The organism is Janthinobacterium sp. SUN211, from assembly GCF_030587315.1.
Classification (GTDB): domain Bacteria; phylum Pseudomonadota; class Gammaproteobacteria; order Burkholderiales; family Burkholderiaceae_D; genus Janthinobacterium; species Janthinobacterium kumbetense.
On sequence record NZ_JAPWIC010000001.1, the window covers coordinates 449,403 to 465,152 of the forward strand.

Below are 15,750 nucleotides of genomic sequence, written 5' to 3' on the forward strand. Positions count from 1 at the left end.
CCAGGGGAGGATGCACCGTCAAGTCTACTTTGCCGCTTTGCCCGTGGTGACGACCTTGGCGGCCGCCACGCCGCTGCGCACGGCCGCCTCGATGGTGGCCGGATAGTCTTGTGTCCGGTCGTCATTCGCTGTGTAGTCGCCGGCCAGCAGCAGGCCCGGCACGCCGCTGGCGTTGCCGGGGCGCGCCAGGTCCGGCGTGCAGGCGAACGTGGCGCGCTTTTCCGTGATCAGCTGGGTCCACAGGGGCTGGGCCAGGGCAGGGCGCTGCAAGACCTGCGCCAGCTGGGCCGCGATGGCTTGCGCCAGCGGCCCGTGGCCTTGCTCGGCGGCAGGGCCGGAAGCGCTGATGACGACGGCCAGCAAGCCGGCCTGTTTGCTGTCGAGCTGGCCCCGGTCGAAGACGAACTGGCCCCAGTGCCGGTTCGCCGGCGTATCGACGAGGGCGTAGAACGGCAAGTCCAGGCGCACCGAGGCGTCGTATTGCAGGTAGCAGGTGCTGATCGCTTCCGGCGTGAAGGCTTGCATTTTGGCAATAACGTTATCGAGGCGCGCGTCCTGCAAGCCTTGCAGCAGGCCGGCCGCTTGCACGGACGAGGTGGCGACGATGACGCCGTCAAAGATATCTCCATCGTCGACGCCGTCATCGAGCCGCCAGCGGCAGTCGGGCAGCGCCTGCAGGGCGGCCACCTTGGCGCCCGTGCGCACTGCGCCGCCATGTTGTGCCACATAGCGGGCGGCCGCGTCGGGCAAGACGCTGCTCAGGTCCGCCTTCGGGACCAGCATGTCGGAGGCGCGGCGGCGGCTGGCGCCCAGGCTGTCGCGCAGCACGTTGAGGAAGACGCGGGCCGAGGCGCGCTCGGGCGGGGTATTTAATGCAGCCAGGCACAGCGGGTGCCACATCAGCCGGTTCAGGCGGTCCGTCTGGTCGAAGCGCTGCAGCAATTCGTTGACCGTGCAATCGTTGTACAGTTGCCAGCCCATCGTCCGCATGGCGGTGGAAAATCGCATCAGGGCCATTTTGTCGGCGCGCAATAATCCCGTGGCGCGTAGCAGGGCCCAGACCAGGTGCAGCGGCGCGGGCAGGCGGGGGGCGATGAAATCCATGCCCCCGGAGCCGGCCGGATAGCGCATCTGCAGGGGCAGCGTAAGGATCAGTTCGTCCGGGTCTTGCCCCGCCAGTTTGATCAGGCGCAAGGTTTCCGTGTAGGCACCCAGCAAGATATGCTGACCGTTGTCGAGCACCGTGTTTTCTCTCTCGACGCGGCGCGCGCGCCCGCCCAGGGTGCGCGCCGCCTCGAAGACGGTCACCGGGTGACCGGCGCGCGCCAGCTCCATGGCCGCCGCGCAGCCAGCCCAGCCGGCGCCGATGACGGCGTAGCGTTGCTTCACGATAGGCTTAGCCACGAACCCAGGTCTTCCAGGCCAGCCACAGTTTGCGGATCGGCGTGAGCGAGATGCGCTGTTTCAGCACGTGGTAGCCGTCGCGCTCGACTTCGTTAAGCAGGGTGCGGTAGATGGCGGCCATGATCAGGCCCGGACGCTGGGCGCGGCGATCCTCGGCCGGCAACAGCGCGAAAGCTTCGTCATACGCCTTTTGCGCGCGCGCCACCTGGAAACGCATGAGGTTTTCAAAGTTTTCGCTGTGGCGCGCGTTCAGCAAGTCGGCCGCCGTCACATTGAATTGCTGCAATTCGCTGATCGGCAAATAGATGCGCCCCTTGCGCGCATCTTCGCCCACGTCGCGGATGATGTTGGTCAGCTGGAAGGCATGGCCCAGTTTTTCCGCGTACAGCAGGGTTTCCGGGCGGGTCGCGCCAAAGATGCTGGCTGACAAGATACCCACCACGCTGGCCACATGCCAGCAATAGCGGCTCATGGCCTGGTAATCGAGGTAGCGGGTCTGGTTCAAGTCCATTTCCATGCCGTCGATGATGGCCTGCAAATGCTTTTCTTCCAGTTGATACACGGCCAGATGCGGTTCCAGCGCGCGCATCACGGGATGCGTGGGGATGCCCTCGTACATGGCCTTGACTTCCTTGCGCCACCAGACCAGCTTGGTGCGTGCCACGGCTTCGTCCGTGCATTCATCGACCGTGTCATCGACTTCGCGGCAGAAGGCGTACAGGGCCGTGATGGCCTTGCGGCGCTCGGCGGGCAGGAACAGGAAGCTGTAGTAGAAGCTGGAGCCGCTCTGGGCGGCCTTTTGTTGGCAGTATTCGTCGGGAGACATAGTCAAAAGAGCAAGGGTTGCAGATCGAAGCCGCTATTCTATCGTCTTACAGAGTGGGCGACGGGGGAAAAGCCGTTTTTACTTGTGTCTCTTGATGCAAGCTTTTGCGCGACATGCGCAGGGCGCGCCAGAAAATGATCAGCCAGTCGCGTTTCTCCAGCTTGGGACGGCGCCGGAACACGTCGTAATTGACGGCTTCGATGCATTCGAGGATGCGCAAGCCGCCTTGCACCACCAGGCGCAATTCCCAGCCGATGCGCCCGCGCAAGCGCAGGGCCAGCGGCGCGCCGGACAGCATCAGGGCGCGCGTGCGGGCCACTTCGAAGCGCATCAGGGCGCTCCACTTGCCGTGCGCCTCGGGCCGCTCGAAGGCGGCGGCGGAGACGGCAAAGCGGCTCAAGTCTTCCATCGGCAGGTAGATGCGCTCTTTTTGCTGGTCGATGGCGACGTCTTGCAAGAAATTAATTAGTTGCAAAGCTGAACATATCGCATCGGAATCGCGTACATTCTGTTCATCGGCCGCGCCATACAGGTGCAGCATCAGCAGCCCCACGGGGTTGGCCGAGCGGGCGCAGTAATCGAGCACATCGTCATAGCTGGCGTAGCGCGTCGTTTCCACATCCTGTTTAAATGCCGACAACAGATCGTAGAACGGCTTCAGCGGCAGCTGGTGTTTGGCGATGACGGCGGCCAGGCGCTCGAACATGGCGGCGTTCTCGCCGGCATGGCCTTCGTGGCGGTCCATGCGGCCCAGCGCTTCTTCATAGGCGTGCAGGGCGGCCAGGCGCTCGGCCGGCGTGGCGTCGCCCTCATCGGCCAGGTCGTCGGCGCTGCGGGCGAAGGCATAGATGGCTTCGACGGCGGGCACCAGGCGGCGCGGCAGTAAAAATGATGCAACAGGAAAATTTTCGTAATGGTCTACAGGCATGAACACACTTCTCTAGTCTTGCGTTTGTCCGGCACCCTCACACGCTGGAATGGGGCCGGACGTTGTACGTCTCAAGATTAATGACGCAAAAGTCACTAAAAACTTTTACGCACGATTATAATTAATAACCAGAAAGTCATTAGGGGAAAATCGCTCCCCGCGATGACCAAGCTGATATTGTCACAAATTTAAGGATATCGCGTGCGAAAAAGTTTGGCTTGGCCCACAGGACAAGCAAAAAGTTTCTCCGCATAAAAATATTGCAGCCCGCATAGTAAAGGAAAATACCTTGTTTGCCCTGAAAACCCTGCGCCGCGAGACCGGCGCTCCCGCACTTCCCGCCCTGCGGCTGATTGCCGCCGCCGCCCTGGCGCTGACCCTGGCGGCTTGTTCCAAGCCTGCCGTCAAAGTGGAAGACGTGCGCCCCGTGCGCGCGATCGTGTTGTCTAGCAGTAATGTTGACGTGAGTGCCGAGCTGTCGGGCGAGGTCGTGCCCCGTGTCGTATCGCAGCTGGGCTTCCGCGTGGGCGGCAAGATCGTCGCGCGCAAGGTGGACGTGGGCGCCAGCGTCAGGAAGGGGCAAGTGCTGATGCAGCTCGACCCTGCCGACTTGCAGCTGTCGCAGGCGCAGGCCAAGGCTTCGCTCGTCAGCGCGGAAACGAGCCGCGACCTGGCGCGCGCGGAATTGAAGCGCTACCAGGATTTGCGCGAGAAAAATTTCGTCAGCCAGGCCGTGCTTGACGGCAAGGACGCCGCCTACAAGGCGGCGCAGGCGAACGTGGAAGCGGCCCAGGCCCTGTACCGTGGTCAGGCAAACCAGTCCGGCTATGCCAGCTTGCTGGCCGACGTCGATGGCGTCGTCACGCGCATCGAGGCCGAAGTGGGGCAGGTGGTGGCGCCCGGCGCGCCCGTCGTGCAAGTGGCGAAGAGCGGCGAGAAGGAAGTCGTGATCGGCATTCCTGAAGACAAGGTCGAGACCTTGCGTGGCGTCAAGGATGTGGTGGTGCGCCTGTGGGCCGACCCGAAGCAGGGCTTGCCGGGCAAGATACGCGAAGTGTCGCCCGTGGCCGATGCCGCCACGCGCACCTATATCGCCAAGGTCAGCATCCCGGACGCGCCGCAGGCACGCCTGGGCATGACGGCCGTGGTGCAGTTCGCCTCGCAGACGGCCACGCCGCAGATCAAGGTGCCGCTGACGGCCCTGTTCAATGAGAAATCGCAAAGTTCCGTGTGGGTGGTGGAAAACGGCGCCGTGAAGCTGGTGCCGGTGACGGTGGGCGGCGTGGCGGGCAATGAGCTGCTGCTGACTTCGGGCGTGAAGGCGGGCCAGACCGTGGTCACGGCCGGCGTCAACCTGCTCAAGCCGGGCCAGAAAGTGACCATCCTCGGCGCCGAACTGGCCAGCAAGCCTGCCGCCGGTGCCGCCGCCGTCAGCGTGGGTGCGGCCAAATGAAGGGCGGCTTCAATCTGTCGCGCTGGGCGCTCGAACACATCCCGCTGACGCGCTATCTGATGGCCGTGCTGCTGATCGGCGGCATGCTCAGCTACGCCAGCCTGGGCCAGGATGAAGATCCTCCGTTTACTTTCCGCGCCATGGTGCTGCAAGCGTACTGGCCCGGCGCCACGGCCTTGCAGATGGCCGAGCAGGTGACGGACAAGCTGGAAAAGAAACTGCAGGAAACGCCGTACATCGACGAAATCACCAGCTATTCGAAGCCGGGCGAAACCCTGATCCTGCTGGAACTGCGCGAATCGGCGCCGCCCAAGGAAACGGCCGCCGCCTGGTACCAGGTGCGCAAGAAGATCGGCGACATCCAGGGCACCTTGCCGGCCGGCGTCGTGGGCCCGTTCTTCAATGACGAGTTCGGCGATACGTATGGCTCCATCTTCGCCCTGTCCGGCGACGGTTTTACGTACGCGGAAATGAAGGATTACGCGGACAAGGTGCGCCAGGAATTGCTGGCCGTGGGACAGGTATCGAAGGTGGAACTGTTCGGCGTGCAAGATGAAAAGATCAATATCGTCTTTTCGCACAAGAAATTTGCCCAGCTGGGCATTCCTTTCGACGCCATCGTGCAGCAACTGTCCGCGCAAAACAGCATCAACGCCACGGGCGTGCTGGTGACGCCGACGGACAATCTGCAAGTGCGCGTGACGGGCGCCATGCTGACCGTCAAGGACCTGGAAAACCTGGAATTGCGCGCCAACGGCACCACCTTCCGCCTCGGTGATTTTGCTACCGTGAAACGTGAACTCATCGATCCGCCGAAGGACAAGATGCGTTTCAACGGCAAGGAAGTGATCGGCCTGGGCGTGTCGATGGAAAAGGGCGGCAATATCATCGACATGGGCAAGGCCTTGCAGGCAACGGTCACGCGCATGAAGAGCGAGTTGCCGGTCGGCATAGAACTGCAGCGCGTGTCGAACCAGCCGGAAGCCGTGTCCGCCTCCGTGGGCGAGTTCGTGCATACCCTGGTCGAAGCGATTCTGATCGTGCTGGCCGTCAGCTTTGTCGCGCTGGGCTTGCACACGAAACCGCTGCGCATCGACGTGCGTCCCGGCCTGGTGGTGGCGCTGACCATCCCGCTGGTGCTGGCCGTCACCTTCCTGTTCATGCGCCTGCTCGACATCGACTTGCACAAGATTTCGCTGGGCGCCCTGATCATCGCGCTGGGCTTGCTGGTCGATGACGCCATCATCGCCGTCGAGATGATGGTGCGCAAGATGGAAGAGGGCATGTCGCGCTTCGACGCGGCCACGTTCGCCTATACGTCGACGGCCATGCCCATGCTGACGGGCACCCTGATCACGGTGGCGGGCTTCTTGCCCATCGGCCTGGCCAAGTCGGCCGCCGGTGAATACACGTTCTCCTTGTTCTCCGTCAATGCGCTGGCCCTGATCATTTCGTGGGTGGTGGCCGTCGTCTTCACGCCCTACATCGGCTATGTCTTGCTGAAAGTCAAACCGCACGCGCATAACGACCATGAATTGTTCGATACGCCGAACTTCCGCCGCTTCCGCCGCGCCGTCACCTGGTGCGTGGAATGGCGCAAGACGACGATTGCCGCCACCCTTGCCATCTTTGCGCTGGGCATCTACGGCTTTAACTTTATTGAAAAGCAATTCTTCCCCGATTCCAGCCGTCCCGAACTGATGGTGGAGCTGTGGTCGCCCGAAGGCACGACATTTGCCGCGAATGAAAAGCAGGTGAAGAAATTTGAAGCCTTCGTGGGCAAGCTCGACGGCGTGGAAAGCGTCACCAGCTATGTTGGCACGGGCAGCCCCCGTTTCTACTTGCCGCTGGATCAGATCTTCCCGCAGACCAACGTGTCGCAAGTGGTGGTCTTGCCGAAGAGCCTGGCCGATCGCGAACGCTTGCGCCAGCAAATCGTCGATGTCTTCAAGAAAGATTTCCCGGAAGTGCGGGGCCGCGTCAAACTGTTGCCGAACGGGCCGCCCGTGCCGTATCCCGTGCAATTCCGCGTCACGGGACCGGAAGTGGCCGGTGTGCGCGCTATCGCCGACCAGGTCAAGGACATCATGCGCGCCAATCCGAACACCTTGGGCGTGAACGACAACTGGAATGAATCGGTGAAAGTATTGCGTCTGGACCTGGACCAGGACAAGATGCGCGCGCTGGGCGTCACGTCGAAAACGGTGATGCAGGCGGCCAATACGATTTTGTCGGGCACGGTCATCGGCCAGTTCCGCGAAGACAATAAGCTGATCGATATCCAGGTGCGCCAGCCGCTGGAAGAGCGGGCGACGATTTCCGTGTTGAATGACACGAATATTCCGACGGCGACAGGCAAGTCCGTGCCCATCTCGCAACTGGCCCGCGCGCATTTCGTGTGGGAACCGGGCGTCGTCTGGCGCGACAAGCGTGAATGGGCCATTACGGTGCAGTCGGACGTGATCGACGGCATCCAGGGCGCCACCGTATCGACGCAGCTGGCGCCGCAGCTGGACGCCTTGCGCGCCAAGTTGCCAGACGGCTACCGCATCAATGTGAAGGGCGTGGCGGCCGATAGCGGCGAAGCGGAAGCGTCGATTTCGGCGAACTTGCCGTTGGCTATCTTCATCATCTTCACCTTGCTGATGCTGCAACTGCACAGTTTCTCGCGTTCCCTGCTGGTCTTCCTGACGGGGCCGCTGGGCGTGGCGGGCGCCGCGTTTGCCTTGCTGCTGCTGCACCGTCCGCTGGGCTTCGTGGCCAACCTGGGCGTCATCGCGCTGTTCGGCATGATCATCCGCAACTCGGTGATCCTTGTCGACCAGATCGAGCAAGACATCCGCGATGGTTCGGCCCCATGGGACGCCATCATCGACTCGGCCGTGCGCCGTTGCCGCCCCATCGTACTGACGGCCGCCGCCGCCGCGCTGGCCATGATCCCATTGTCGCGCTCCGTGTTCTGGGGGCCGATGGCGGTCGCCATCATGGGCGGCCTGATCCTGGCGACGGCCTTGACTCTGCTGTTCCTGCCGGCCCTGTATGCGGCCTGGTTCCGGGTCAAGAAGCCGGCGCCGGCGACCGCAAAAGAAGGCTAGCCGCCAGCGCCAGGGCATAGGCAAAAAAAGGCGGCATTCCTCTGGGAAATCCAGTAGAATGCCGCCTTTGCTTTACCGAGGGCTTGCTCGTTGAGTCTGCGGTAGCCAGATCGCTCCCGAGTTGTTAAAATCAGGGAGGCGCAGACGACAGTCTGCGCGGCGGCAGTCTGTTGCTGGTAGTGAAAAAATGCGGATGTGGTGGAATTGGTAGACACGCTGGTCTTAGAAGCCAGTGCTTCGGCTTGGGAGTTCGAGTCTCCCCATCCGCACCAATCCGGGTTGTTCCAGCCCGGACGTGCAGCACCATCAAGTTGTTCTTCAGCCTCGTTCAGGCATCTTCCGGTTTTTCTTCCCGTTCTTCCCGTGTTTTCGTCATGGGATGCGTCTTCCATCGTGCTATTTTTCGTCCGGCACGGCAGGATAGGGCGGGGTATGGGCGGCGATTTGCCTGAAAAATGGCCAAATTGAGATAAATCAAAGGTTTTTTGCCCGAAATCTTCGCCATGAGCGCATTTCTTTGTTTCGGACGGGGCGCCAGTTCGCATATACTAATGAACGAAGCAGGCTGGAAAGCCTGTCTCTGGCGAAACAAAGAATGCCGGGGCAAGAGTAAAGACAGGGCACCCCCAGGCTGTGGCGACTCGTTCGCCGCCGCTGGTATCCTCTGTGGCCGGGCTGCAAAGCCAGCCACTTTCCCGAAGTCCTTTGTTATAATGCCACGCTTTACCGAATGATGGCCGGCCCTGCATTTACTTAGAAGCAAGGCTGGACGCTCGGAGCCCTGTCGCAGTACTGGAAGCGGCGGATTGTTTGGTGCCTGGTGCGGGTTTTCCCACTGCCGGGTAGACCAGGTCCATTGTCCTGTTTGCAGTACTTTTACAGATGATATATGCGAGCGAGTGAAGCTGGACCCATGTCTTGCCGCCAGTGATGGCGCAAGGGGTCGGGTCTTCTTTTCTCGCACCAACAGTGTTTATTTTTTGGACGATTTTTTACATGGCAACTGCAGTCGAAACCTTGGGCAAACTCGAACGTCGTATCACGATCTCCTTCCCGCTGACGGACGTCCGCACGGAAGTTGAGAAGCGCCTGAAAGTGCAAGCCCGTACGGCTAAGGCACCGGGCTTCCGTCCGGGCAAAGTGCCGTTGAAAATGGTCGCAGCACAATACGGCTACCAAATTGAATCCGAAGTGCTGAATGACAAAGTCGGCCGCGCGTTCAACGACGCCGCCAACGAAAACAATCTGCGCGTGGCCGGTTTCCCGAACATCGTGCCGAAAGAAGAAGCAGCCGAAGGCCAGCTGGCTTTCGACGCAACGTTCGAAGTGTATCCGGAAGTCGCCATCGGCGACCTGACGGCCGTTGAAATCGAAACCGTGCAAGCCGACGTGTCGGAAGCCGAAATCGACAAGACCATCGACATCCTGCGCAAGCAGCGCGTGCACTTCCACACCAAGGGCGAAGCTGGCGAACACGGCGACGGCGGTGAGCCGATCGCTGCCAACGGCGACCGCGTGACCGTCGACTTCGTCGGCTCGATCGACGGCGTTGAATTCCCAGGCGGCAAAGCTGAAGGCTACGCTTTCGTGCTGGGCGAAGGCCGCATGCTGCCAGAATTCGAAGCAGCGACCCTGGGCCTGAAAGTGGGCGAGTCGAAGACTTTCCCATTGTCGTTCCCTGAGGACTACCACGGCAAGGACGTAGCCGGCAAAACCGCTTCGTTCACCATCACCCTGCAAAAGCTGGAATGGGCGCACCTGCCGGAAGTCGATGCCGAATTCGCCAAATCGCTGGGCGTTGCCGATGGCGACCTGGCCAAAATGCGCGAAGACATCAAAGTCAACCTGCAGCGCGAAGTCGCTGGCCGCGTGAAAGCACGCAACAAGGAAGCCGTCATGGACGCGCTGATCAAAGTTGCTGAGCTGGAAGTGCCAAAAACGCTGATCGCTCAGGATTCCGAGCGCCTGGCCGAAATGACCCGCCAGGACATGGCGCAGCGCGGCATGAACGTCAAGGACGTGCCTTTCCCAGCAGAACTGTTCGCAGACAAAGCCGAGCGTCGCGTACGCCTGGGCCTGATCCTGTCGCAACTGGTGGGCGACAACAAGCTGCAAGCTACGCCTGAGCAAGTCAAGGCGCAAATCGAAGATTTCGCTCAAAGCTACGAAGATCCACGCGAAGTGCTGAAGTACTACTACAGCGACCGTCGTCGTCTGGGTGAGATCGAAGCCCTTGTATTGGAAGAAAACGTCGTCACTTACGTGTTGGGCCTGTCGAAAGTCACGACGAAAGCAGTTGCTTTCGACGAACTGATGGGAAGCAACGCACAAGCGTAAACCAGTTGGTATTGGGATGCCGCCTTTTGCCGCAAGGGAAGGGGCGTCTCCCCTAACTGCTTCACAAGGAAATGAAATGACAGGTATGAACCGTAACCCAGCGCTGGACACAGAGATGCTCGGCCTGGTGCCGATGGTGGTGGAACAAAGCGGTCGCGGCGAGCGCTCGTATGATATTTACTCGCGCCTGCTGAAGGAACGCTTGATTTTCATGGTCGGCCCGGTCAATGACCAGATGGCCAACCTGGTTGTCGCCCAGCTGCTGTTCCTGGAAAGCGAAAATCCGGAAAAGGAAATCTCGCTCTACATCAACTCGCCAGGTGGTTCGGTCTCGGCCGGCATGGCCATCTACGACACCATGCAGTTCATCAAGCCGGACGTCTCGACCCTGTGCACGGGCATGGCTGCTTCGATGGGCGCTTTCCTGCTGGCCGCTGGTGCCAAGGGCAAGCGTTTCTCGCTGCCGAACTCGCGCATCATGATTCACCAGCCGTCCGGTGGTTCGCAAGGCATGGCGTCCGACATCGAGATCCAGGCGAAGGAAATCCTTTACCTGCGCACCCGCTTGAACGGCATCATGGCCGAGCGCACGGGCCAGACGATCGAACAGATCGCCAAGGACACCGACCGTGACCGTTTCATGTCCGCCGACGAGGCCGTTGAGTATGGTTTGATCGACAAAGTGTTGACCAGCCGCGCTTGATGAGCCCCTACCGGTATTGCTAAGTACGTAAGTAAACGCCCGGGCGCTCAAACGTTCGGGCGTTTCGCTTTTATTTCGGGTAGCATGGAGCTTGTGCACGTTGTTGACTTGCGCCATGGGGAGTTGCCTTAACGGGCGGCAACCATCATCCGGCTTGCGATTTTGCAATATTGTTAATGCAGTTCCAACCAAAATGCCTTATGTCAGACAAAAAATCCTCTAGCGGCGAAAAATTACTGTATTGCTCGTTCTGCGGCAAAAGCCAGCACGAGGTGAAGAAACTCATCGCCGGCCCGTCCGTATTCATTTGCGACGAGTGCATCGACCTGTGCAACGACATCATCCGTGATGAAACGTCGAGCATCGAGACGGTGACCGGTACCAAATCCGACCTGCCGACGCCGCAAGAAATTGCCGCCTTGCTCGATCAGTACGTGATCGGCCAGCAGACTGCCAAGCGCATCCTGTCGGTGGCGGTGTACAACCATTACAAGCGCCTCAAGCACCTGGGCAAGAAAGACGACATCGAACTGGCCAAGAGCAACATCTTGCTGGTCGGTCCTACCGGCTCGGGCAAGACCCTGCTGGCGCAGACCCTGGCGCGCATGCTCAACGTGCCGTTCGTGATCGCCGACGCCACCACCCTGACCGAAGCCGGTTACGTGGGTGAAGACGTGGAAAACATCATCCAGAAGCTGCTGCAAAGCTGCAACTATGACGTCGAGAAAGCCCAGCGCGGCATCGTCTATATCGATGAAATCGACAAGATCTCGCGCAAGTCCGACAATCCGTCCATCACGCGCGACGTGTCGGGCGAGGGCGTGCAGCAAGCCTTGCTGAAACTCATCGAAGGCACGATGGCTTCCGTACCGCCACAAGGCGGCCGCAAGCACCCGAACCAGGATTTCGTGCAGATCGACACGACCAACATCATGTTCATCTGCGGCGGCGCCTTCGACGGCCTGTCGAAAGTGATCGCCAACCGTTCCGAAAAGAGCGGCATCGGCTTCTCGGCCACGGTGCGCAGCAAGTCGCAAAGCTCGGCTAGCGAACTGATGCTGCAAGCGGAGCCGGAAGACCTGGTGAAATTCGGCCTGATCCCGGAACTGGTGGGCCGTCTGCCCGTCATCGCCACCCTGGCGGAATTGACGGAAGAGGCGCTGATCCAGATCCTCGTCGAGCCGAAGAATGCGCTGATCAAGCAGTATTCGAAGCTGCTCGAGATGGAAGGCGCGGAACTGGAGATTCGTCCCGCCGCCCTGCATGCGATCGCCAAGAAAGCGCTGGCGCGCAAGACCGGTGCCCGTGGCCTGCGTTCCATCCTGGAACATGCTTTGCTGGACGTCATGTACGAACTGCCGAGCGAACAAAATGTGGTGAAGGTCGTCATCGACGAAAATACCATCACCAGCGGCGCCAAACCTTTGTTGATTTATCAAGAGACTGCCAAAGCCTCCGGAGAAAATTGAAAACTGCCGAGACAAATGCATAAAAAGGGTTTTGATTCCTTAATGCATGGCAGTACAATTTAAATCAATGAGTGCAGGCTTCAATCGGAAAGCCACTCGCGGCGCTTAGCTGCGCGTGGCTTTTTTACTGTGAAAACTGCATTTATTACCGTCATGCGGGTGTGTTTTGCGAAATAAACAGAAAAATGTTTGTTTCACAGAATTATTTATTCTCGCCGGTCTTGTGTTTTGGCAGCGAGCGCCAACATCGTAAACACGCTTTCTATAAGGTACGCCATGACAACTTCCAAATTAACTGAGCAAACTCAACTGCCGTTATTGCCGTTGCGGGATGTCGTCGTTTTCCCGCATATGGTGATACCGCTGTTCGTTGGCCGTCCAAAGTCGATCAAGGCGCTGGAAGCTGCGATGGAGCAGGGCAAGAGCATCATGCTTGCCGCTCAAAAAGCAGCCGCGAAGGACGAGCCGTCTCCTTCGGATATCTATGAAATTGGCTGCGTTGCCAATATTCTGCAAATGCTGAAGCTGCCCGATGGCACCGTCAAGGTGCTGGTCGAAGGCGCGCAGCGTGCCCGTATCAACCACATCAGCGATGCCCCGACGCACTTCATCGCCGACCTGACGCCGCTCGAGTCCGAGCCGGGCGACGAGTCGGAAGTCGAAGCCATGCGCCGCGCGATCGTGCAGCAGTTCGACCAGTACGTCAAACTCAACAAAAAAATCCCGCCGGAAATCCTCGCTTCCCTGTCGGGCATCGACGATGCCGGCCGCCTGGCCGACACGGTGGCCGCGCACCTGCCGCTGAAACTTGAGCAAAAACAAGTCATCCTGGAAATTTTCAGCGTGGCCAAGCGCCTCGAGCACCTGCTGGGCCAGCTCGAAGGCGAACTCGACATCCTGCAGGTGGAAAAGCGCATCCGCGGCCGCGTGAAGCGCCAGATGGAAAAGTCGCAGCGCGAGTACTACCTGAACGAGCAAGTCAAGGCGATCCAGAAAGAACTGGGCGAGGGCGAAGATGGTGCCGACCTCGACGAGCTGGAGAAAAAAGTCGCTTCGGCCAAAATGCCGAAGGAAGCGCTCGACAAGGCTACCAACGAGTTGAAAAAACTCAAGCTGATGTCGCCGATGTCGGCCGAAGCCACCGTCGTGCGCAATTACATCGACACCCTGGTCAACTTGCCTTGGAAAAAGAAATCCAAGGTCAATAACGACCTGGCGAACGCTGAAAAAGTGCTCGAGGGCGACCACTACGGCCTCGACAAGGTCAAGGAACGCATCCTGGAATACCTCGCGGTGCAACAGCGCGTCGACAAGCTCAAGGCGCCTATCCTGTGCTTCGTCGGTCCTCCGGGCGTGGGCAAGACCTCGCTGGGCCAGTCCATCGCCCGCGCGACGAACCGCAAGTTCGTGCGCATGGCCCTGGGCGGCGTGCGCGACGAAGCGGAAATCCGCGGTCACCGCCGCACCTACATCGGCTCGATGCCGGGCAAGATCTTGCAATCGCTGTCGAAAGTCGGCGTGCGCAATCCCTTGTTCCTGCTCGATGAAGTCGACAAGATGGGTGCCGATTTCCGTGGCGACCCGTCGTCGGCCCTGCTGGAAGTGCTCGACCCGGAACAGAACCACACGTTCTCCGACCATTACATCGAAGTCGATTTCGACTTGTCCGACGTGATGTTCGTGGCCACGTCGAACTCGTACAACATTCCGCCAGCCTTGCTCGACCGCATGGAAGTGATCCGTCTGTCCGGTTACACGGAAGATGAAAAGACCAGCATCGCGCAGCGTTACCTGCTGCCGAAGCAGATCAAGAACAATGGCTTGAAGGAAGAGGAAATCTCGGTGGCCGAGTCGGCGCTGCGCGACATCATCCGCTACTACACGCGGGAAGCCGGTGTGCGTTCGCTCGAGCGGGAAGTGTCGAAGATCTGCCGCAAGGTGGTCAAGATGCTGCTGCTGAAGAAATCCGACAAGAAAGTCATCGTCAACTCGAAGAACTTGGATAAGTTCCTCGGCGTGCGCCGCTATGATTTCGGTGTCGCAGAGAAAGAAAACCAGGTAGGCCAGGTGGTCGGTCTGGCATGGACGGAAGTGGGCGGCGACCTGCTGACCATCGAAGCCGTGTCGATGCCGGGCAAGGGCGGCATCATCCGCACGGGTACCCTGGGCGACGTCATGAAAGAGTCGATCGAGGCAGCCCGCACGGTGGTGCGCAGCCGGGCACAGCGCCTGGGCATCAAGGCGGACGTGTTCGAGAAGAGCGACATCCACATCCACGTGCCGGAAGGCGCGACACCGAAGGACGGTCCTTCGGCTGGCGCGGCCATGACGGTGGCGATGGTGTCGGTCTTCACGGGCATTCCCGTGCGCGCCGACGTGGCGATGACGGGCGAGATCACCTTGCGCGGCGAAGTATTGCCGATCGGCGGCTTGAAGGAAAAGCTGCTGGCGGCCCATCGCGGCGGCATCAAGACGGTCCTGATTCCAGAGCAAAACGTGAAAGACCTGGCCGATATTCCGGACAACGTCAAGAACAAACTGGAGATCGTGCCGGTGCGCTGGATCGACAAAGTGCTGGAAATCGCCCTCGAACGCATGCCTGAAGCGTTGGCGGACGTCGCTGCGGTGGAGGCTGTTACGGCTGCCGCGGCCAAGCCTGACGCGGCCGGTGAGGTAGTAAAACACTAACGTTTTACCCCTGTTTTCCCCAAACAAGCGCTTTTAGAGCGCTTGTTTTATATTGAAACGTGAATTGCGCCCCCAAAGCGCTTGACACATATACAGTGTGGCTTGTTTAATACGCCTGCACATTTTTTTCGCCGGACAGCTGTGGTGCCAAAAGTGCCGCAACGATACGGTAAACGTTTTATACCTTTGTAATTGGGGATGCTAGTGAACAAGACTGAATTGATCGACCACATTGCTGAAAAAGCTGACATTTCCAAAGCCGCCGCTGCGCGCGCACTCGACGCTGTTATCGGCGGCGTGACGGAAACTTTGAAAAACAACGACAGCGTGACGCTGGTTGGTTTTGGCACTTTCTCGGTCAGCGAACGCGCTGAGCGTACCGGCCGCAATCCGCGTACCAAAGAAGCGATCACGATCGAAGCAGCAAAAGTTCCAAAATTTAAAGCTGGTAAAGCTTTGAAGGATGCTGTAAACTAACGGACTTCGGTGAGGTGACAATCACCGGAAACATTTGGCGGCGCCCCCGGGTGCCGCGATTTCAGGATCGACGTTCTTGAATGGCGATCCTGGATACAAATGCAAGTAGTACTGTGTATTTTTCGGAGTGGTAGTTCAGTTGGTTAGAATGCCGGCCTGTCACGTCGGAGGTCGCGGGTTCGAGTCCCGTCCGCTCCGCCAAAAAAATACGCTCTCAAGGAGTGGTAGTTCAGTTGGTTAGAATACCGGCCTGTCACGTCGGGGGTCGCGGGTTCGAGTCCCGTCCGCTCCGCCAGAATATAGAAACCCGCGCTGCTGAATAAGTAGCGCGGGTTTTTCTTTTCCAGCGCCAGATTATCTCGGCGCGCCT

11 protein-coding genes and 3 tRNA genes are annotated in these 15,750 nt (G+C 59.7%); 10 read left to right on the forward strand and 4 right to left on the reverse strand.

Features of this window, described 5'->3' with window-relative positions; all coding sequences use genetic code 11:
* Positions 1 to 24 precede the first annotated feature (24 nt).
* Genes hpnE through hpnC form a run of 3 tightly spaced genes read right to left on the reverse strand, consistent with a single transcriptional unit; the run spans position 25 to position 3,158 of the window.
* Positions 25 to 1,404, reverse strand: coding sequence for a hydroxysqualene dehydroxylase HpnE (gene hpnE / locus O3301_RS01865; RefSeq protein WP_305055343.1), 1,380 nt, complete (start codon positions 1,402 to 1,404; stop codon positions 25 to 27).
* Positions 1,397 to 2,230 carry a presqualene diphosphate synthase HpnD gene (gene hpnD / locus O3301_RS01870; RefSeq protein ID WP_077403957.1) on the reverse strand — a complete coding sequence of 278 codons (834 nt, stop codon included), beginning with the start codon at positions 2,228 to 2,230 and terminating at the stop codon, positions 1,397 to 1,399. Before hpnD ends, hpnE begins: the two co-directional genes overlap by 8 nt.
* Before the next feature lie 46 nt (positions 2,231 to 2,276).
* The gene (hpnC, locus tag O3301_RS01875; protein WP_099664145.1) at positions 2,277 to 3,158 is read right to left on the reverse strand and encodes a squalene synthase HpnC; all 882 of its coding nucleotides are present in this window, start codon (positions 3,156 to 3,158) and stop codon (positions 2,277 to 2,279) included.
* Between the two features lie 289 nt (positions 3,159 to 3,447).
* Here hpnC and O3301_RS01880 point away from each other — a divergent pair, with 289 nt between their 5' ends.
* The 3 genes from O3301_RS01880 to O3301_RS01890 all read left to right on the forward strand — a co-directional run bounded on the left by O3301_RS01880 (position 3,448) and on the right by O3301_RS01890 (position 7,978).
* Complete coding sequence (locus O3301_RS01880; RefSeq protein ID WP_305055344.1) at positions 3,448 to 4,611, forward strand: efflux RND transporter periplasmic adaptor subunit; 1,164 nt, start codon at positions 3,448 to 3,450, stop codon at positions 4,609 to 4,611.
* Positions 4,608 to 7,706: an efflux RND transporter permease subunit gene (locus O3301_RS01885; RefSeq protein ID WP_305055345.1), complete on the forward strand. Its 3,099-nt coding sequence runs from the start codon at positions 4,608 to 4,610 to the stop codon at positions 7,704 to 7,706. The genes O3301_RS01880 and O3301_RS01885 overlap by 4 nt, the downstream gene beginning before the upstream one ends.
* A 189-nt stretch (positions 7,707 to 7,895) precedes the next feature.
* Positions 7,896 to 7,978: transfer RNA gene (locus O3301_RS01890), tRNA-Leu, on the forward strand.
* A gap of 56 nt (positions 7,979 to 8,034) precedes the next feature.
* Here the strand turns inward: O3301_RS01890 and O3301_RS01895 are convergent.
* Entirely contained in the window at positions 8,035 to 8,211 is a 177-nt protein-coding gene (locus O3301_RS01895) for a hypothetical protein (protein ID WP_305055346.1), read from the reverse strand.
* A gap of 491 nt (positions 8,212 to 8,702) precedes the next feature.
* On the opposite strand from O3301_RS01895, the gene tig reads away from it, so the two are divergent.
* The 7 genes from tig to O3301_RS01930 all read left to right on the forward strand — a co-directional run bounded on the left by tig (position 8,703) and on the right by O3301_RS01930 (position 15,675).
* The gene (gene tig / locus O3301_RS01900; protein WP_077409110.1) at positions 8,703 to 10,043 is read left to right on the forward strand and encodes a trigger factor; all 1,341 of its coding nucleotides are present in this window, start codon (positions 8,703 to 8,705) and stop codon (positions 10,041 to 10,043) included.
* Positions 10,044 to 10,128: 85 nt separating this feature from the next.
* Positions 10,129 to 10,746 carry an ATP-dependent Clp endopeptidase proteolytic subunit ClpP gene (gene clpP, locus O3301_RS01905; protein ID WP_369811567.1) on the forward strand — a complete coding sequence of 206 codons (618 nt, stop codon included), beginning with the start codon at positions 10,129 to 10,131 and terminating at the stop codon, positions 10,744 to 10,746.
* A gap of 200 nt (positions 10,747 to 10,946) precedes the next feature.
* The gene (clpX, locus tag O3301_RS01910; RefSeq protein WP_010398446.1) at positions 10,947 to 12,215 is read left to right on the forward strand and encodes an ATP-dependent Clp protease ATP-binding subunit ClpX; all 1,269 of its coding nucleotides are present in this window, start codon (positions 10,947 to 10,949) and stop codon (positions 12,213 to 12,215) included.
* Between the two features lie 276 nt (positions 12,216 to 12,491).
* Entirely contained in the window at positions 12,492 to 14,903 is a 2,412-nt protein-coding gene (lon, locus tag O3301_RS01915) for an endopeptidase La (RefSeq protein ID WP_034787304.1), read from the forward strand.
* A 204-nt stretch (positions 14,904 to 15,107) separates the two neighbouring features.
* Positions 15,108 to 15,380, forward strand: a complete 273-nt coding sequence (locus tag O3301_RS01920) for an HU family DNA-binding protein (RefSeq protein ID WP_010398442.1) — start codon at positions 15,108 to 15,110, stop codon at positions 15,378 to 15,380.
* A 124-nt stretch (positions 15,381 to 15,504) separates the two neighbouring features.
* A tRNA-Asp gene (locus O3301_RS01925) sits at positions 15,505 to 15,581 on the forward strand.
* A gap of 17 nt (positions 15,582 to 15,598) precedes the next feature.
* Positions 15,599 to 15,675, forward strand: a tRNA-Asp gene (locus O3301_RS01930).
* Positions 15,676 to 15,750 lie beyond the last annotated feature (75 nt).